Annotated in this window: 12 protein-coding genes and 1 rRNA gene; 5 read left to right on the top strand and 8 right to left on the bottom strand. The window is 70.6% G+C overall.

Annotated elements, in window-relative coordinates; translation table 11 throughout:
• Both rrf and ACWC24_RS11455 read left to right on the top strand, forming a co-directional pair.
• A 5S ribosomal RNA gene (gene rrf, locus ACWC24_RS11460) occupies positions 1 to 95 on the top strand; the annotation flags it as partial.
• A 70-nt stretch (positions 96 to 165) separates the two neighbouring features.
• A complete protein-coding gene (locus ACWC24_RS11455) occupies positions 166 to 711 on the top strand; it encodes a GNAT family N-acetyltransferase (protein ID WP_450662597.1) in 546 nt (181 codons plus the stop codon).
• 3 nt (positions 712 to 714) lie between these two features.
• On the opposite strand, the gene ACWC24_RS11450 is transcribed toward ACWC24_RS11455, so the two are convergent.
• The 8 genes from ACWC24_RS11450 to ACWC24_RS11415 all read right to left on the bottom strand — a co-directional run bounded on the left by ACWC24_RS11450 (position 715) and on the right by ACWC24_RS11415 (position 10,921).
• Positions 715 to 2,274: a type VI secretion protein gene (locus ACWC24_RS11450; protein ID WP_450662596.1), complete on the bottom strand. Its 1,560-nt coding sequence runs from the start codon at positions 2,272 to 2,274 to the stop codon at positions 715 to 717.
• A gap of 16 nt (positions 2,275 to 2,290) precedes the next feature.
• The gene (locus ACWC24_RS11445) at positions 2,291 to 3,715 is read right to left on the bottom strand and encodes an ATP-binding protein (protein ID WP_450662595.1); all 1,425 of its coding nucleotides are present in this window, start codon (positions 3,713 to 3,715) and stop codon (positions 2,291 to 2,293) included.
• Positions 3,716 to 3,721: 6 nt separating this feature from the next.
• Complete coding sequence (locus ACWC24_RS11440; RefSeq protein ID WP_450662594.1) at positions 3,722 to 5,281, bottom strand: SCO6880 family protein; 1,560 nt, start codon at positions 5,279 to 5,281, stop codon at positions 3,722 to 3,724.
• Positions 5,278 to 6,618: a hypothetical protein gene (locus ACWC24_RS11435; RefSeq protein WP_450662593.1), complete on the bottom strand. Its 1,341-nt coding sequence runs from the start codon at positions 6,616 to 6,618 to the stop codon at positions 5,278 to 5,280. Before ACWC24_RS11435 ends, ACWC24_RS11440 begins: the two co-directional genes overlap by 4 nt.
• Positions 6,608 to 7,462, bottom strand: a complete 855-nt coding sequence (locus ACWC24_RS11430) for a hypothetical protein (protein WP_450662592.1) — start codon at positions 7,460 to 7,462, stop codon at positions 6,608 to 6,610. The genes ACWC24_RS11435 and ACWC24_RS11430 overlap by 11 nt, the downstream gene beginning before the upstream one ends.
• Before the next feature lie 177 nt (positions 7,463 to 7,639).
• Complete coding sequence (locus ACWC24_RS11425) at positions 7,640 to 7,948, bottom strand: hypothetical protein (protein WP_014673544.1); 309 nt, start codon at positions 7,946 to 7,948, stop codon at positions 7,640 to 7,642.
• A gap of 359 nt (positions 7,949 to 8,307) precedes the next feature.
• Positions 8,308 to 9,630: a S53 family peptidase gene (locus ACWC24_RS11420; protein WP_450662591.1), complete on the bottom strand. Its 1,323-nt coding sequence runs from the start codon at positions 9,628 to 9,630 to the stop codon at positions 8,308 to 8,310.
• Positions 9,631 to 9,880: 250 nt separating this feature from the next.
• A complete protein-coding gene (locus ACWC24_RS11415; RefSeq protein WP_450662590.1) occupies positions 9,881 to 10,921 on the bottom strand; it encodes a hypothetical protein in 1,041 nt (346 codons plus the stop codon).
• A 313-nt stretch (positions 10,922 to 11,234) separates the two neighbouring features.
• Here ACWC24_RS11415 and ACWC24_RS11410 point away from each other — a divergent pair, with 313 nt between their 5' ends.
• The 3 genes from ACWC24_RS11410 to ACWC24_RS11400 all read left to right on the top strand — a co-directional run bounded on the left by ACWC24_RS11410 (position 11,235) and on the right by ACWC24_RS11400 (position 15,081).
• Complete coding sequence (locus ACWC24_RS11410; RefSeq protein WP_450662589.1) at positions 11,235 to 12,029, top strand: trypsin-like serine peptidase; 795 nt, start codon at positions 11,235 to 11,237, stop codon at positions 12,027 to 12,029.
• A 159-nt stretch (positions 12,030 to 12,188) separates the two neighbouring features.
• Positions 12,189 to 14,006, top strand: coding sequence for a protein kinase domain-containing protein (locus ACWC24_RS11405; RefSeq protein ID WP_450662588.1), 1,818 nt, complete (start codon positions 12,189 to 12,191; stop codon positions 14,004 to 14,006).
• A 73-nt stretch (positions 14,007 to 14,079) separates the two neighbouring features.
• Positions 14,080 to 15,081 carry a C40 family peptidase gene (locus ACWC24_RS11400; protein ID WP_450662587.1) on the top strand — a complete coding sequence of 334 codons (1,002 nt, stop codon included), beginning with the start codon at positions 14,080 to 14,082 and terminating at the stop codon, positions 15,079 to 15,081.
• Positions 15,082 to 15,182 lie beyond the last annotated feature (101 nt).

Below are 15,182 nucleotides of genomic sequence, written 5' to 3'. Positions count from 1 at the left end.
AAACGCCCGGTTACATTCCGAACCCGGAAGCTAAGCCTCACAGCGCCGATGGTACTGCAGGGGGGACCCTGTGGGAGAGTAGGACGCCGCCGAACAAATTTTAGAGAAGGCCTCTACCGTTAAAACGGTAGGGGCCTTCTTTGCGTTCCGGATACGGTGTGGCGCATGAACTACGTCATCCGATCCATACGTGCCGATGAGTGGCCGGCGGCCAAGGCGCTGCGGCTGCTCGCGCTCCAGGACCCGATCGCGCACCTCGCCTTCCTCCAGACCTACGAGGACGCCGTCCGGGAGCCGGATTCCTTCTGGCAGCAGCGGACCGAGCGGGCCGCGGAGGGCGCGAGCGAAGCTCAGCAGATCGTCGCCGAGGGGCCGGACGGCGAGTGGGTCGGCACCTTGACCGTGCTGGTCGAGGAGGCGGGCTCGAAGGACTGGGCCGGCTTTCCGGTCGAGCGGAGGCAGGCGCACCTGGTCGCCGTGTTCGTACGGGACGACTTCCGTGGGATCGGGCTCACCGAGGTGCTCTTCGACGCCGGGCTGGAGTGGGCGTGGGGCATCGGGGCCGAGCGGATACGGCTGATCGTGCACCCCGACAACCAGCGGGCGCAGCGGTTCTACCGCAGGATCGGGTTCGTGCCGAGCGGGATCGCCGTGCCGTTGGAGCCGACGTCCGAGGAGACAGAGCTGGAATTCGTCCTCGAACGCGACTGAGGACTACGCCGGGAGTTCCTGGTGCGGCCAGCGGGAGCGGGCCTGTTCCCGGGACCGGAGCAGGGCCAGGGCGGGCATTCCCCGGTCCGCTCCGGTGACCAGCAGCTCCGGCAGCTGGGGAAGCGGAGCCACGGCGGCGACGTCGTCCAGGACGAGCGTCAGTGGTGGGTCGAGGCGACCGGAGGATGACCGTTCGGCCATGCGCCGGCCACGCTCGACCACGCTGGAGACGAGGGCCGTCAGGAGGGGCATCGCACCGGGGTGCGTCCTGGGGTCCTCGATGGATTCACCGACCACATAAAGCGTGCCCCCTTCGTCGACGAAGGAATCCAGGGCGAGCGCATCGCTTCGGTTCGGGGCGCAGGCCTCGCGGATGTTGACCGTGGACAGCGCGGAGAGCGCACGGCTGGTCAGCTCCTGGGCGATGTCACGGCGTTCGGGGTGCGAGGTGAGGGCGGCCTCCAGCTCGCCCGCGGCGCCGGATGCCGCCTTGGGGTTGGTGCGGAGGATGCGTACCGCGTCCTGGATCTGGGTGCCCTGGGACCAGCGGTGGACATGGCGGACGGTGCGGCCGTCGATGGCGGCGGCGTGCAGATAGCTGTGCAGGAGCGTTTCGGCGGTGTCGCCGACGGCCTGGTCGATCTTGGCGGTGGGCCGGACGGGGGCGAGCAGGGCCGCGGCCCTGCGTACCGCGGTCTGTTTGTCCTCGCAGCCGGTGGTCGGCGACCAGTGCAGCCGGGCCGGAGTGTCGCACAGATGTGTGGGGTCGTAGAGGTGGACGGGGCCCAGTTTGGCGCGGGCGTCCTTGGTGTCGTGCCAGAGGGCGGGGTCCGAGGTGACGACGAGGGCCGCGCCCTCCGCGTCGCGTACGGCCCGGGTCGCGGCGGTCCGACGGGCTTCGGGAGCGGCGTAGACGACCGTGCCCTCCGGGCGGGCCGGCTCCCACCCGGCGTTGCGTTCCACGGGGAAGAGCGCGGTGGGGGGCTCCTGGAGCTGGGCCGTCGGTGCGGACGACGGTACGGACGACAGGCTGGGTGCGGTCTGCTGCGGCCCGTCCGTCGGCGCGGGTTCGCCCGCCGGTGCGGGTACCGGTTGGCTCGTATCCGCGGGCGAGGGCGGTCGGTGGCTGGGGCCGGGCGTCGGTGACGGGCTCCTCGGCACCGGCACCTCGTGGTGGTCCGGGGTGGCCGTGGCCGCCGCGCGCCTTCTGGCCCGGCCCGCTCTCCAGCGCGCCAGCGTCCCCATCACGAACACGGTCAGGACGAAAAGGACCATCAGCTGGCCGATGAAGAGGCCCCAGAACAGGCCGTAGCCGGAGAGCTCGGCCGGTGGGGCGTCCGGCCAGGCGCCGGGGATGTCATGTGGCTGGGCGATCAGCCGGCGCATGGCCACGGGGGTACGGGTGAAGGTGACGCCGGACGGCCACGCGGCGTGTGAGAACAGTCCGGCGAGACCTGTGGCCGTCCACACCAGCAGGGTCATGCCGAGCAGGAAAGCGAGTATGCCTACCAGCAGGCCGTCGGGGATGCCGCCCGCGCCGGGGCGGCGTTCGTCCGGTCTCATGCCAGGGACACCCCTTCTATGCCACCGTCGACTCGGACGAGCCGTCCAGATCGCCCAGGTGCTGTTCCATGAATGTGGCCGCCCTTTCCTCCGCTTCGAGTTCGGCGGCGCGCAGCACGTCGTCCGGGGCCAGGTCGCTGGACGACTCGGTCATCGCGCGGTCGGTGAAGACCAGTGGGCGTTCCGTCTCGGTGACCAGGTGTTTGACCACCTGGACATTGCCGTTGACGTCCCAGACGGCGATGCCCGGGGTGAGGGTGGGGATGATCTCGACGGCCCAGCGCGGCAGGCCGAGCACCCGGCCGGTGGCCCGTGCCTCGTCGGCTTTCTGGGCGTAGATCGTCCTGGTCGAGGCCATCTTGAGGATGGCCGCGGCCTCTTTCGCGGCCGCTCCGTCCACCACGTCGGACAGATGGTGGACGACTGCGACGAAGGACAGGCCGAGCCTGCGCCCGAACTTCAGCAGCCGCTGGAACAACTGGGCCACGAAGGGGCTGTTGATGATGTGCCACGCCTCCTCGACCAGGAAGATGCGCTTCTTGCGGTCGGGGCGGATCCAGGTGTGCTCCAGCCAGACGCCGACGATCGCCATCAGGATCGGCATCGCGATGGAGTTGCGGTCGATGTGGGAGAGGTCGAAGACGATCAGCGGTGCGTCGAGGTCGATGCCCACGGTGGTCGGGCCGTCGAACATGCCGCGCAGGTCACCGTCGACCAGGCGGTCCAGGACCAGGGCGACGTCCAGGCCCCATGCCCGTACGTCGTCTATGGCGACGTTCATCGCCTCGGCCGAATCCGGTTCGGGGTGGCGCAGTTGCTCCACGATGTCGGTCAGGACCGGCTGGCGGTCGAGGATCGTCTCGTTGACGTAGGAGTGGGCGACCTTGAGGGCGAAGCCGGAGCGTTCGTCCAGGCCGTGGCCCATCGCGACCTCGATGATGGTGCGCAGCAGCGCCAGTTGGCCGGTGGTGGTGATCGAGGGGTCGAGCGGGTTGAGGCGGATGCCGTGGTCCAGGGCGGCCATCGGGTCCAGGCGGATGGGGGTTATTCCCAACTGCTGGGCGATGAGGTTCCATTCGCCGACGCCGTCCTCGCCCTGTGCGTCCAGGACGACGACCTGCCGGTCGCGGAAGCGCAGTTGCCGTAGGACGTATGTCTTCTCCAGGGCCGACTTGCCGTTGCCGGACTCGCCGAGTACGAGCCAGTGCGGGGCCGGCAACTGCTGGCCGTAGAGCTGGAAGGGGTCGTAGATGTAGCCCTTCCCGGAGTAGACCTCGCGGCCGATGATGACGCCGGAGTCACCGAGGCCGGGGGCGGCGGTGGGCAGGTAGACCGCCTGGGCCTGGCCCGTCGAGGTGCGCACCGGGAGCCGGGTCGTCTCCACCTTCCCGAAGAGGAAGGAGGTGAAGGCGTCGGTGAGGACGGACAGCGGATCCCGCATCAGGTCCTACCTCCGAATGCCGGTGGCGAAAGGAAGGGTGTTCACGAAGGCGCGATGGTGCTCGCGGTCGCACCACTCCAGTTTCAGATACGACTTTCCGGCCGAGGCCCTTATCGTCCGCTTGTCGCGGGCCAGTGCTTCGGGGTTGCGGGAGGAGACGGTGATGTAGCCGACCAGGTTGACGCCGGCCGCGCCGCTGGCGAGGTCCTCGCCGCGCTGGTCGAGGCGGCCGTGGGCGGCCACGTCGCGCGGGTCGACGGTGCGGTTCATCTTGGCGGCGCGGGAGGCCTCCGCCTCGTCGTTCGTCTTCTCCGTCAGCATGCGCTCGATGGCGACCTCGGTGGGTTCGAGGTCCATCGTGACGGCGACCGTGCGGATGACGTCCGGGGTGTGGACCAGGAGCGGGGCCAGGAAGTTGACGCCGACCGGGGTCATCGGCCATTCCTTGACCCAGGCGGTGGCGTGGCACCAGGGGGCGCGGGTGGAGGACTCGCGGGTCTTCGCCTGGAGGTACTGGGGCTCCACGGCGTCCAGCTCGGCCGGCCAGGCGTTGCGCTTGGTCATCGCCTGGATGTGGTCGATCGGGTGGTCCGGGTCGTACATGGAGTGGATCAGGGACGCGAGGCGGCCCTGGCCCAGCGGCTGGCGGACCCGGATGTCCGCCTCCTGGAGGCGGGAGCAGATGTCGGTGAGCTCGCGGGCCATGACGACGGCGAGTCCGGCGTCCCGGTCCAGTTTGCGGCCGGCCGTGGGGCGGGCGGCGCGGGCCATGGCCTGTGCCTCGGCGGCCAGTTCACGGTTGTAGTGCATGCAGGCGACGAGGTAGGCGCGGTGCTGCTCGCTGCTGGTGGACACCATCGACTGGAGCTGGTCGTACGACTGGGCCAGCCAGCCCGGTGCCCGCTCGTCGCCGCGTACGGCCACGTCCTTGGCGTGGGCGTCGGGGTCGGCGGGGAGGGTGCGGGCGAGCATCTGGAGGCGGGTGACGAAGCCGTCGCCGTTCGCCACGTGCTTCAGGAGGGTGCCGAAGCGGTCGACGAGGGCCTCCTGGTCCTCGCTGTCGCGCAGGCCGACGCCGGGGCCCTCGATCTCGATCGCCGCGGTGACCGTACGACGGTCGGCGTGCAGGAGTACGGCGATCTCGTCGGGGCCGAAGGGCGCGGCCAGCCAGCTGATGCGGCCGATGCCGGGTGGCGGGCCGATCTCGATCTCCCGCCCGTCGGCCCGGGTGCCCGCCTCCATGACGGTGGAGCGGTAGGTGGTGCCCCGGCGCAGGGTCCGCTTGTAACTGCGGTTCACCTCGAACCACTTGTAGAAGGTGCGCTGCTTGTACGGCACGTAGACCGCGGCCAGCGCGAGCACGGGGAAGCCGGACAGCAGCACGATGCGCAGGGCCAGCAGGGGGACGAGGAGCCCGCACATCATGCCGAGGAACGCGCCGACGACGATGAGCGCGATCTCGCCGGACTCGCGGTTGCGGCCGACGATCGCGTTCGGCCGGGCGCGGCCGATCAGATATGAACGGCGGGGCGTGACCGGATGGGACAGGTGGGTCTCGGTCGTCAACGCCCTTCACCTCCCGTGCGGTTGTTGCGTGTGTTGCCGGCGTGCGGGGTGTTGACCGCGCTGGGTGCGCGGGGTGCGGGTGCGGTGGTGGGTACGGATCCGCCGCCGCCCGGGGTACGTGTGCTGTGCGCCGCCACTCCGCCCGAGGCGGGGTTCGCCGGGCGGGGGCCTGCGGAGCCGGACTGGCCGCCGCCGTTGTTGTCGGCGCGGGTGCTGTGCGTCTTGATGCCCTGTGCGACCAGGGTCGCCGGAGAGCTGATGACGGCGGCGGCCTTGCCCTCGGCGCCCTGCATGATGCGGTTGCTGCGGGAGTTCGCGATCTCGTCGCCGAAGCCGGGGACGAAGCGGTAGATCATCGCGCTGGCGAAGATGGCGAGCAGGATGATCGCGAGTCCGGAGACCACGGCGGAGAAGGCGCCCGGGCCGTCGTCGGTGGACAGGGCTCCGGCCAGGCCCAGCACGATGACGATGACCGGTTTGACCAGGATCACGGCGATCATGATTCCGGCCCAGCGGCGCACATGGCCCCACAGGTTCTTGTCGACCAGGCCGGCGTACACGACGGTGCCGAGCAGGGCGCCCACGTAGAGGAGCGCGGCCCGGATGACCAGCTCCAGCCACAGGACGCCGGCGGCGAGGATGGAGACCAGCGAGACCACGATCAGCATGATCGGGCCGCCGCCGATGTCGTCGCCCTTGTCGAGGGCGCCGGAGAAGTTGCCGAAGAACGTGTCGGTCTGGTTCCCGGTGGTCTTCGCCAGGACGTCGGTGATGCCGTCGGTCGCGGAGACGACCGTGTAAAGGATCAGCGGGGTGAAGGCGGAGGCCAGCACGGTGAGCCAGAGGAAGCCGACGGCCTCGGCGATGGCGGTGGTCAGCGGAACCCCGCGCACCGCCCGCTTGGCGACCGCCAGCAGCCACAGCAGCAGCGTCAGTACGGCCGAGGCGGCGAAGACGACGGCGTACTGCTGGAGGAACTTGGGGTTGGTGAAGTCGACGTTCGCGGTGTCCTGCACGGCCTCGCTGAGCTTGTCGATGGTCCAGGACGCGGCGTCGGCGCAGCCCTTGGCGAGGGAGGAGAGGGGGTCGAGGGTGTCGGTGGTGCTGGGGGTGGTGGTGCCGGAGGGGGAGTTGCCGCGTTCGCAGTAGTCCTTCGCCGGGCCTCGGATCAGGTCGCACTGGCTGCTGGTCGACGGTGACGACGACGGATCGGGCGACGCACTGGGTGACGGACTGGGGGTCGGCGCGGCGAAGGCGCGGGTGGCCAGCAGCACCACTGTCGCCTGCGCGGCGGCGACAGCGGTGGTGACCTTGAGGAAGCGGTGGTTAGCGCGCATAGGTGAACCCTCCGTACTCCTCGACGGCCTTCGTCATGTCGTCAGCGGTGGAGGCCTTCTGGTCGCGTCCGACCGGGACGGGCCCGTCCTTCTGCTGAAAGTCCGTGATCTTCCAGTCTGCGTCGACCCACTTCAGTTCGTACGTGGTGGTGTACCAGCTCTCGGACACGGGGTTGGTCGAGCCGTCGCCGGAGAGGCCGAAGAGGGATGTGTACCAGACCTCGACGGTGGCGCTGTCCGGGGTGGACGCCGTTGCTTTGGTGCCCACCGGGATGATCCGGGAGACGAAGGTCTGACCGCTTGGCGCGGTGCCGTCCTTGGCGAGCCCGATGTTCGCCAGGAAGCTCTCGCTCGAGTACGCGTTGTCCAGGTCCGTCTGGCGCGCGGCGGCGACATCGGGGGCGTAGACGGTGTTGACGATGTCGTGGCGTTTGGCCGCGGCGAACATGTCGGTCGAGCCCAGGGCCACCGAGTAGTTCGCCGCAGCGCTCTGTGCTCCCTGCGCATCGTGTTTGAACCCGCTCGGGATCCCGTCCGTGTTCGTCTCCACCGGTTTCGTCCCGCTGGCCGCGGTGGTCGACGACTTCGGCTTGTCCCCGCCCGCGCCAGTGGATCTGGTGCCGTCCGCGGACGCGGAATTGTCTCCCCCACGGTTGGCGAAGGCGATCGCCGCGATGAGCAGTACGACCACGCCGACCACCGTGACCAGGCTCCGCGTGGACGAGCGGCCGCCGCGTCGGGCGCCCCCGTAGGGGTCGCCGTCGGGCAGGCGGGTGCGGGTCTGGCCGGTGCCGCCGTAGCCGTCGTCGGCGCCGCCGTAGCTCTGATCGTCCCCGAGGCTCATCTCGCGTACGCCCCCTCGACCTCGTACCGAAAAGCGTAGAAGTACGACGGTAGCCGTGCTGGTTCCCGCGCGGGCGCGGTGTGGTGACTCGACATCAGGGAAACGCAACCTCAGCCGGTGGGCACGACGGGCGGGTGGGGAGAGGAGTGGAGCCGGGCGCGCCCGGGCGGGCCGGGGCTAGACGGCCATGCCGTACACGATGGTGAACAGTGTGCCGAGCGAGCCGATGATGAAGACGCCGGTGAGGCCCGCGATGATGAGGCCCTTGCCCTGTTCCGCGCTGAACGTGTCACGCAGCGCTGTCGCGCCGATACGCTGCTTGGCGGCACCCCAGACCGCGATGCCGAGACAGAGCAGGATGGCGACCGCCATCACCACCTCGATCATCACCTTGGCCTCGTTGCCCAGGCTGCCGAAGGGGCCCCAGTCCGGAGCGATCCCGCCGATGATGGTGTTGATGTCTCCCTTGTCGGCCGCAAAGAGCATGTAAGTCACCGCCCCTGGTGGGTAGTTCCGAGGCCCCTGCGGTGTGCAGAGGTCAGCCCTCATTGTCGCTGACAACGGCGCCTTCGTATGTCGACTTGGCGTCATTGGTTGGCGGGTTTCGTGCGAAGGCCCGACTGGGGATCGTTTGGTGACTCTGTGTATCACGGCAGGTCACGCCGGGCAATGAAGTCAGACCGGAACCTGTGGTGTGGTTCCGTCGTTGTCCCTTTTTCGTGTCGGTGTTCCCGGGGTGAAGGCTATCGGCAACGGCGAACGGGCCGCGGCTGGGTGCCGCGGCCCGTTCGCCCCTGGCCGCCTGGCCCCCACGGCCCAAGGCGGCGCGCTCTGCTGACCGTCCGTCAGCCCGTGAAGGCGGCTACGCCTTCCGGAGTGCCCCAGCCGGTGGGGCCGTCGTAGCCGGACTTGGCGGTGCACAGGTAGCTGGAGGAGCAGCTGCCGTTGCTGCCGCTGGTGACGTCGTTCAGGGCGGAGGTGCCGGCCGAGTTGTAGGGGAACTTCGCCGGGTACGAGCCGCTGGACGGGGTGCCGCCGAGGGCGTAGACGCCCGCGATGATCGGGGCCGAGGCGCTGGTCCCGCCGAAGGTGTACCAGCCGGCGGTGATGCCGTAGGAGTCGTAGACCGAGACGCCGGTCGCCGGGTCTGCCACGGCCGCGACGTCGGCGATGGTGCGCTTGGTGCAGCCGGTGTCGGTCTGCCAGGTCGGCTTGGCGTCGTAGGAGGAGCAGCCGGAGCCGGTGCCCTCGGTGCTGCTGGTCTTCCAGACGGTCTCGGTCCAGCCGCGGGTGGTGGAGGAGGTGGACAGGGCGGTGCCGCCGACCGCGGTGACGTACTTGGAGGCCGCCGGGTACTCGGCGCCGTAGCCGGAGTCGCCCGCGCTGACGGTGATGGCGACGCCGGTGTGGTTGAAGTACGAGGAGTCGTAGCCGGTGTCGGAGGAGGACTCCGAGCCGCCGTAGCTGTTGGAGACGTACTTCGCGCCCAGGGCGACCGCCTCGTTCACCGCGGTGCCGAGGTTGGCCATGGTGGCGGACTTGGCCTCGACCAGCAGGATGTTGCACTTGGGGCAGATCGCGCTGGCCATGTCGAGGTCCAGGGAGATCTCCTCGGCCCAGCCGCTGTCGGCGGAGGGCAGCGAGGTCGTGGAGCCGGTCTGGCTGACCTTCTTGAAGCAGCCGTTGGCGACCGTGCAGGCGGACAGGCCGTAGTACGAGCGGTAGGTCGCGAGGTCGGCCGCGGCGTTCGGGTCGTCGTAGGCGTCGACGATCGCGATGGTCTCGCCGGAGCCGTTGGAGGCGGCGGCGGAGGTCAGTCCGTAGGCGGACTGGAGGTTGGTCGGGCCGTAGCCGGAGGGGGTGGTGGCGTCCGCGGACTTCGGGGTGACGCCGGTGACCTGGGCCTGGTGCTTCTGGAAGGCGGTGAGGCCGCCGGTGACCCGGAAGGAGTTGCAGGCCAGTTCGCCCGCCTTGTGGGGCGTGGCGCAGGGGGTCGCGGCCCAAGTCGCCTGCGACGAGGCTGTTTTCACGGTGGCCATCGGGGCGGCTCCGGCGTGGGCCGCGGTGCCGAGTCCGGCGAGCACGAGCGCCGCGGTGCCGAGGGCCGCGGAGCCGATGCGGCGCCATCTGCCGCGTATGGCGGGCGTGCTGGGGGGTGACGTACGCAACGGACTGCCTCCTGGGAGTGGTTGACAGGGGCGGTGCGGGTGGTCGTGATGCCACCGGTACGTGGTCCCCGGCAGCGGGCGGCGGCCCGCCGACGACTGTGACTTGTTGAGTACGCGACAACAAGGCGGGTCTCGGAATCCTGACTTCCGCCTTACGAACGAGAGATGGCGCTTACCGCTCGATGGCGGGTGGATGGACGGGCGATGGCGGGGCCTTGACCAGGTGCACAGGGCCTGCACAGAGTCCCGCTCAGCCGCGGGCGGCCCACACGTGCAGGGTGTCGTAAGCGGTCCCGTACGTGTACCAGCGTCCGGCGCCGAGCGGCGCGGGCGCACTGGTCACCGGCAGCGGGTAGCCGACCGGTTCGGGCTCTGCGGGGCCCTGGGGTGCGGCGCCGACCAGCCAGTGCCTGCCCTCGCCCCACTCCTCGTCGCTCTCGACGGTGGAGGCCAGCACGGTGGTGTCGTCGACGAAGCCGCCCGCCCAGTCCCAGTAGGGCTCGGCCTCGTCGTCGTCCGGCTCCGCGTCCGGGTGCCGGGGCGCGGACGTCCCGGCGTCCCAGCGCGCCACGACGGCGCCGCTCGCCGTCTCGTGCACGGCGAGCGTGTTCTGGTCGTGGTCGACGGTCAGGAAGCGGCTGCCGGACGGGCTCACGTCCAGCAGGACCAGGTCCTGTCCCTCGAAGTACGCGACGGCCAGGCGTTCGCCGTCCCAGTGGCCCCACCTCAGCGGTGCCCCGTCCTGTCCCTCCCCGATGCTCAGGCCCATCCGGGCGGGATCGGGATGCGGCACGTGCAGGCTGCCCGCCGCGGCGGCCCGCGCGTCCGCCCGCGCGAGCACGCGGCCGTCCGCGGCGTCGAGTACCAGCCACTCGTCCACGGCGTCCGGGTCCGGCCCGCCCGCGTCGGGCAGCGGGCCGCGCACATGCGCCCACACGAGCCGCCCGTCCGAGGAGAAGGCGGCGGAGCCGCGGTCGGGGTGCGGCCAGCCGCCGTGCCGCACCTCCCACCGCACGGCTCCCCCGGCGTCCACCGCGCGCACGGCGTCCCGGCCCGTGAAGACGACCAGGTCCGCGTCGGGCGCCACCGCGTCCGCCCCGGACCGCCGGGGCCACGGCGCCGGGAACCGGAGCGTGCGCGTGACGTCGAAGGCGTCGTCCAGCAGCTGCACCACCAGTTCCCCGTCACCGCGCTGGAGCAGCGCCGTGTGCCTGCGCAGGCGCACCAGCTGCGGGGCGTCCGCCTCGGCGGCGGGCAGGGGGGCGGTCAGGGTGGCGACGAGTTCGGGCACGGTGGGTTCCTCGGACGGCCTGGACGACTTCGTGGAGGCAATACTGCGCCCGCGCGGGGGAGCGGCGGCGGGCGGGCCCCGTACGGCCGAGTGGCTCGCGTCACTCGTCGGGGCGGGCCCGGAGCCAGGGAGAACCGGGGCCGCCCGGTGCTGCGGGGGCTGTTGGGTCCCGGGGAGGGAAACGGCTGGGGGCCGAGTGCCGCAGGCAGCGCAGGCGGTTCGAGGGGACACCCAGTACGGTGGATGGAATGCCGAGCCGGAGCCGGAAGGACGGAGAGGTTTCCCCTCGTCTGCACAGGACAGGTGGGCCCCGATGAAGCGCATTCCACGCCCTCGCCGCACACCGCGCGCACCGCACCCCCGCAAGCGCGCCCTCTTCGGTGCGCTGGTGCTGCTGGCCGCCGCGTCCGCCACGGCCTCGGCCTCCACCGCGGACGACGGCACCGGGCCCCTCGGAATGACCGCCGTGGCCACGCAGGCGGCGCCCGCCGACCGGGTGGGTGCGCTGTTCCCCGCCGACCGGGCCTCCCGTCTCACCGGCAGTCACTTCTGCACCGCCTCCGTCGTGCACAGCCCGCACCACGACCTCATCGCCACCGCGGCGCACTGCCTCGACGGCCAGGGCGACACGCTCCTCTTCGTACCGGGGTACCGGGACGGCACGGCCGCGCACGGGGTGTGGACGGTCCGCCGGCGGTTCCTGCCCGACGGATGGGCCTCGGGCAAGGACGAGGACAGCGACCTCGCCTTCGCCGTCGTCGAGCCGCAGGGCGGCAAGGCCGTCGAGGACGTGGTCGGCGCGAACCGGTTCGCCGCCGGCCTGGCGACCGGGGCGACCGCGGTGACCGTCACCGGATACCCCGACTCCCGTGAAGTGCCGGTCAGTTGCACCAACAAGCCGGTCGCGCACAGCCCCACCCAGCAGCGCGTCGACTGTCCCGCCTTCAGCGGCGGCACCAGCGGCAGCCCCTGGGTGAACGGCGACGCGCAGCTCGTCGGCGTGCTCGGCGGGCACGAGCAGGGCGGGGACACCGACGACATCTCCTACAGCGTGGTGTTCGCCGACGAGGCCGCGGAGCTCTACGCGGACGCGGCGGCCGGTTCCTGAGGGTGGCCCCCGTTGCCGTCCGACTGCTGTGGGCCGGTCGCCGCATGGCGGCCGAGAAGGCAGAACGAGCAGGTCACAGCCATCTGACGCGACGAAAGTAACTGAACTGTCACTTATCCGGAAGCCTGGCCGATCGATCATTGTGGCAAGGTCTGTCCGGTGGACGGACTCAAGCCTCAGGATCCCGCGCAGATCGGCGCGCACACACTGCTCGCACGGCTCGGTGCCGGTGGGATGGGGCAGGTGTACCTCGGGCGGTCGCCGGGTGGCCGGCTCGTCGCCATCAAGGTGATCCGGGACGAGATCACCGACCACCCGGAGGCGTTGGCGCGGTTCCGGCGCGAGGTGGAGACCGCGCGGGCGGTGCGCAGCGCGTACACCGCGAACCTGATCGACGCCTCGTTGGACTCGGCTCCGTACTGGCTGGCCACCGAGTACGTCGAGGGACCCACGCTCAGCAAGGCGGTCGTGGAACAGGGGCCGTTGCCCGTGGAGACGTGCCGGGGCCTGTTCGCCGCGCTCGCGGAGGGGCTGGCCGCCGTGCACGCGCACGGCGTCACCCACCGGGACCTCAAGCCGCTGAACGTCATCCTCGGCGCCCAGGGGCCGCAACTCATCGACTTCGGCATCGCCCGCGGTGTGGGCCAGACCGCGCTCACCGACGCGGGTTTCGCCTCCGGGACACCCGGCTTCACCGCGCCCGAGGTCCTGATGCGCAATGAGGTCGGCCCGGCGGCGGACGTGTTCGCGCTGGGGGCGACGATCGCGTACGCGGCGACCGGACGAGCGCCCTTCGGCGTCGGCGACTCGGCCGCGGTCAGCTATCGAGCCGTGCACGAGTCCATCGACCTGGCGGGCACGGACCCCGAGTTGGCGGCCCTCGTCGAGGAGTGCGCGGCGAAGGACCCGGAGAAGCGTCCGGGGCTGGACGAGGTGATCGCGCGCTGCGGGGTGCGCGCGGCGCTGGTGGAGGACCCGTTCTACCGGGGGCTCATCGTTCCGGCCGAGGCGGCGCCCCGGACCCCTCAGGTCCCGGCTGCTCCTCGAGAAGAGCGGCCCGGGCTGCACGTCCTGCCGACGGCGGCCGCAACGCCGTACCCGGCCGGAACGCCTCACGGGGTGCCCGGCTATACGCCGACCCAGGTCACCCAGGCGGTTCCGGCCGCCCGGCGGCGCAGGGCGCGGATGGCGATCGCGGTGGGCGGCGGACTCGTGGTGGGGGTCAGCACGGCGCTGGTGTTCGCCCTGCTCCCCGGCCTGGGCGGGTCCGACGCGGACGAGGCCGGCGGATCCGGCAGGACCGGCAAGACCGGAGCGGGCGCGTCGGCCACGACCAGCGCCAGCGCGTCGGCCACGAGCGAGGCGAGCGCGTCCGTGGCCCCCGGGGTGACCTCGGCGGCGCCGCCGACGGCGGGCGCCGACGTGTCGACGGCCGAGCCGGCCTATGTCGAGCAGACGAACCCGTCGCGGGACTTCTGGCAGGCGGACGGGGATTCCCGGTACGGGACGGGAACCTGCGGGCTGCCCGCGGAGGAACGCAACGAGCATTTCCAGTACTCCGTCTCCGAAGCGGGCTCCGACGCCCCGTACACGACCGGCAAGGGCAGCATCGGCATACGTCTGAAGTACGCGGACCCGAAGCCCGGGGAGTCCTACTACCTGTCGGTCGTCGTGAAGCCCCCGCACGAGATCGACTCGGACACCGGCAAGCCCTTCGAGGGAGGACTCCAGAGCAATCTGAGCCTGGGGTACACGAGCAAGCCCGTGGACATCTACCAGCACTACCGCACCGATCCGGACAACAGCTGGATCGACTTCACGTACCCCGACGACTTCCAGGAGTACGTGAACGGGAAGCGGTACGGAGGCGCCATCCCGATCGGGAACGATCCGGGGGACTGGACGGTTCTCTTCCTTCACGTCAAGAGCCCCAAGGACTACGCGAGTATCGCCTGCGACGGCTTCACCGCGCGGTAGGCCCATGGGGGGAAAGCCGCCACTCTCTGCGGAAATGGCTTTGAACAGGGCGCGGATGGGGGAAGGTTGAGCCGTGCGGAAAGTGTGGGTGGTCGGTGGGGCGGCTGTCGGGCTCGGTCTGAGCTTCGTCATGCTGCTCGTCGTCGGCGTGTACGTGGTCGGCGGGAACCTGGCCAACGGAGCCGGCACCGGCAGCGTCGGACTGGCCAAGGGAGCCGTCCCGGCCGCCTACAGAACGCTGGTGCAGCAGTGGGGAAGCCTGTGCTCCGCCATCAACCCCGCCCTGCTCGCCGCCCAGTTGTACCAGGAGAGCGGCTGGGACCCGGACATCGTCAGCCATGCCGACGCACGGGGCATCGCCCAGTTCATCCCCAGCACCTGGGCGACGCACGGCATCGACGGCAACGGTGACGGCAAGCGTGACATCTGGGATCCCGACGACGCGATCCCGTCGGCCGCGTCGTACGACTGCGAGCTGGCGAAGGACATCGCCGACGTACCCGGTGACACGTCGGACAACATGCTCGCCGCCTACAACGCGGGTGCGTACCGCGTCATAAAGGCGGGCGGGATTCCGGCCATTCAGGAGACCCAGAACTACGTCAGGACCATCCGCACCCTGGAGAAGAGCTTCGCCGCGCCCGTCACCCGGGTCGATCCGTCGAGGCAGGCCGCCGGGGCGATCTACTACGCGCAGAAGAAGCTCGGCACGCCCTATCTCTGGGGCGGCAACGGCACCGCCGACCAGGGAGGGCGCTTCGACTGCTCGGGGCTGACCAAGGCCTCGTACGCCAGTGTCGGGATCACGCTGCCGCGGGTCGCCAACGACCAGTACAACGCCGGACCGCACCCCAAACGGAACGAACTGCTGCCCGGGGACCTGGTGTTCTTCTCGCACGACCTCGGCGACTCGCGGGCCATCCACCACGTGGGCATCTACGTGGGCGGCGGGTACATGATCGACGCGCCCCGCACGGGTGCCGTGATCCGGTTCGACCCGATCGACACCTCCGAGTACTTCGGGGCCACCCGGGTCACCGAAGATGGCGCGAAAGCGCTGCCCACCGAGGTGTGAACCGTGTGTGAACCCACCCCCTGAGCTGCGATGACGTGTCTCTCTTCGATAACGTCTGCGTGATCATTCGGTGGAGTGTGGAACGTATTCACCAGGGCCGT

The sequence above is a fragment of the Streptomyces sp. NPDC001443 genome, from assembly GCF_053597355.1.
This window is presented reverse-complemented; position numbering and strand designations above follow the sequence as displayed.

What these genes read in the sequence shown, in the direction of transcription:
- ACWC24_RS11410 (WP_450662589.1), top strand. Translation starts at nt 11,235, where the DNA reads ATGAAGCGCATTCCACGCCCTCGCCGCACACCGCGCGCACCGCACCCC.
- ACWC24_RS11430 (WP_450662592.1), bottom strand. Translation starts at nt 7,462, where the DNA reads ATGAGCCTCGGGGACGATCAGAGCTACGGCGGCGCCGACGACGGCTAC.
- ACWC24_RS11455 (WP_450662597.1), top strand. Translation starts at nt 166, where the DNA reads ATGAACTACGTCATCCGATCCATACGTGCCGATGAGTGGCCGGCGGCC.
- ACWC24_RS11450 (WP_450662596.1), bottom strand. Translation starts at nt 2,274, where the DNA reads ATGAGACCGGACGAACGCCGCCCCGGCGCGGGCGGCATCCCCGACGGC.
- ACWC24_RS11435 (WP_450662593.1), bottom strand. Translation starts at nt 6,618, where the DNA reads ATGCGCGCTAACCACCGCTTCCTCAAGGTCACCACCGCTGTCGCCGCC.
- ACWC24_RS11445 (WP_450662595.1), bottom strand. Translation starts at nt 3,715, where the DNA reads ATGCGGGATCCGCTGTCCGTCCTCACCGACGCCTTCACCTCCTTCCTC.
- ACWC24_RS11425 (WP_014673544.1), bottom strand. Translation starts at nt 7,948, where the DNA reads ATGCTCTTTGCGGCCGACAAGGGAGACATCAACACCATCATCGGCGGG.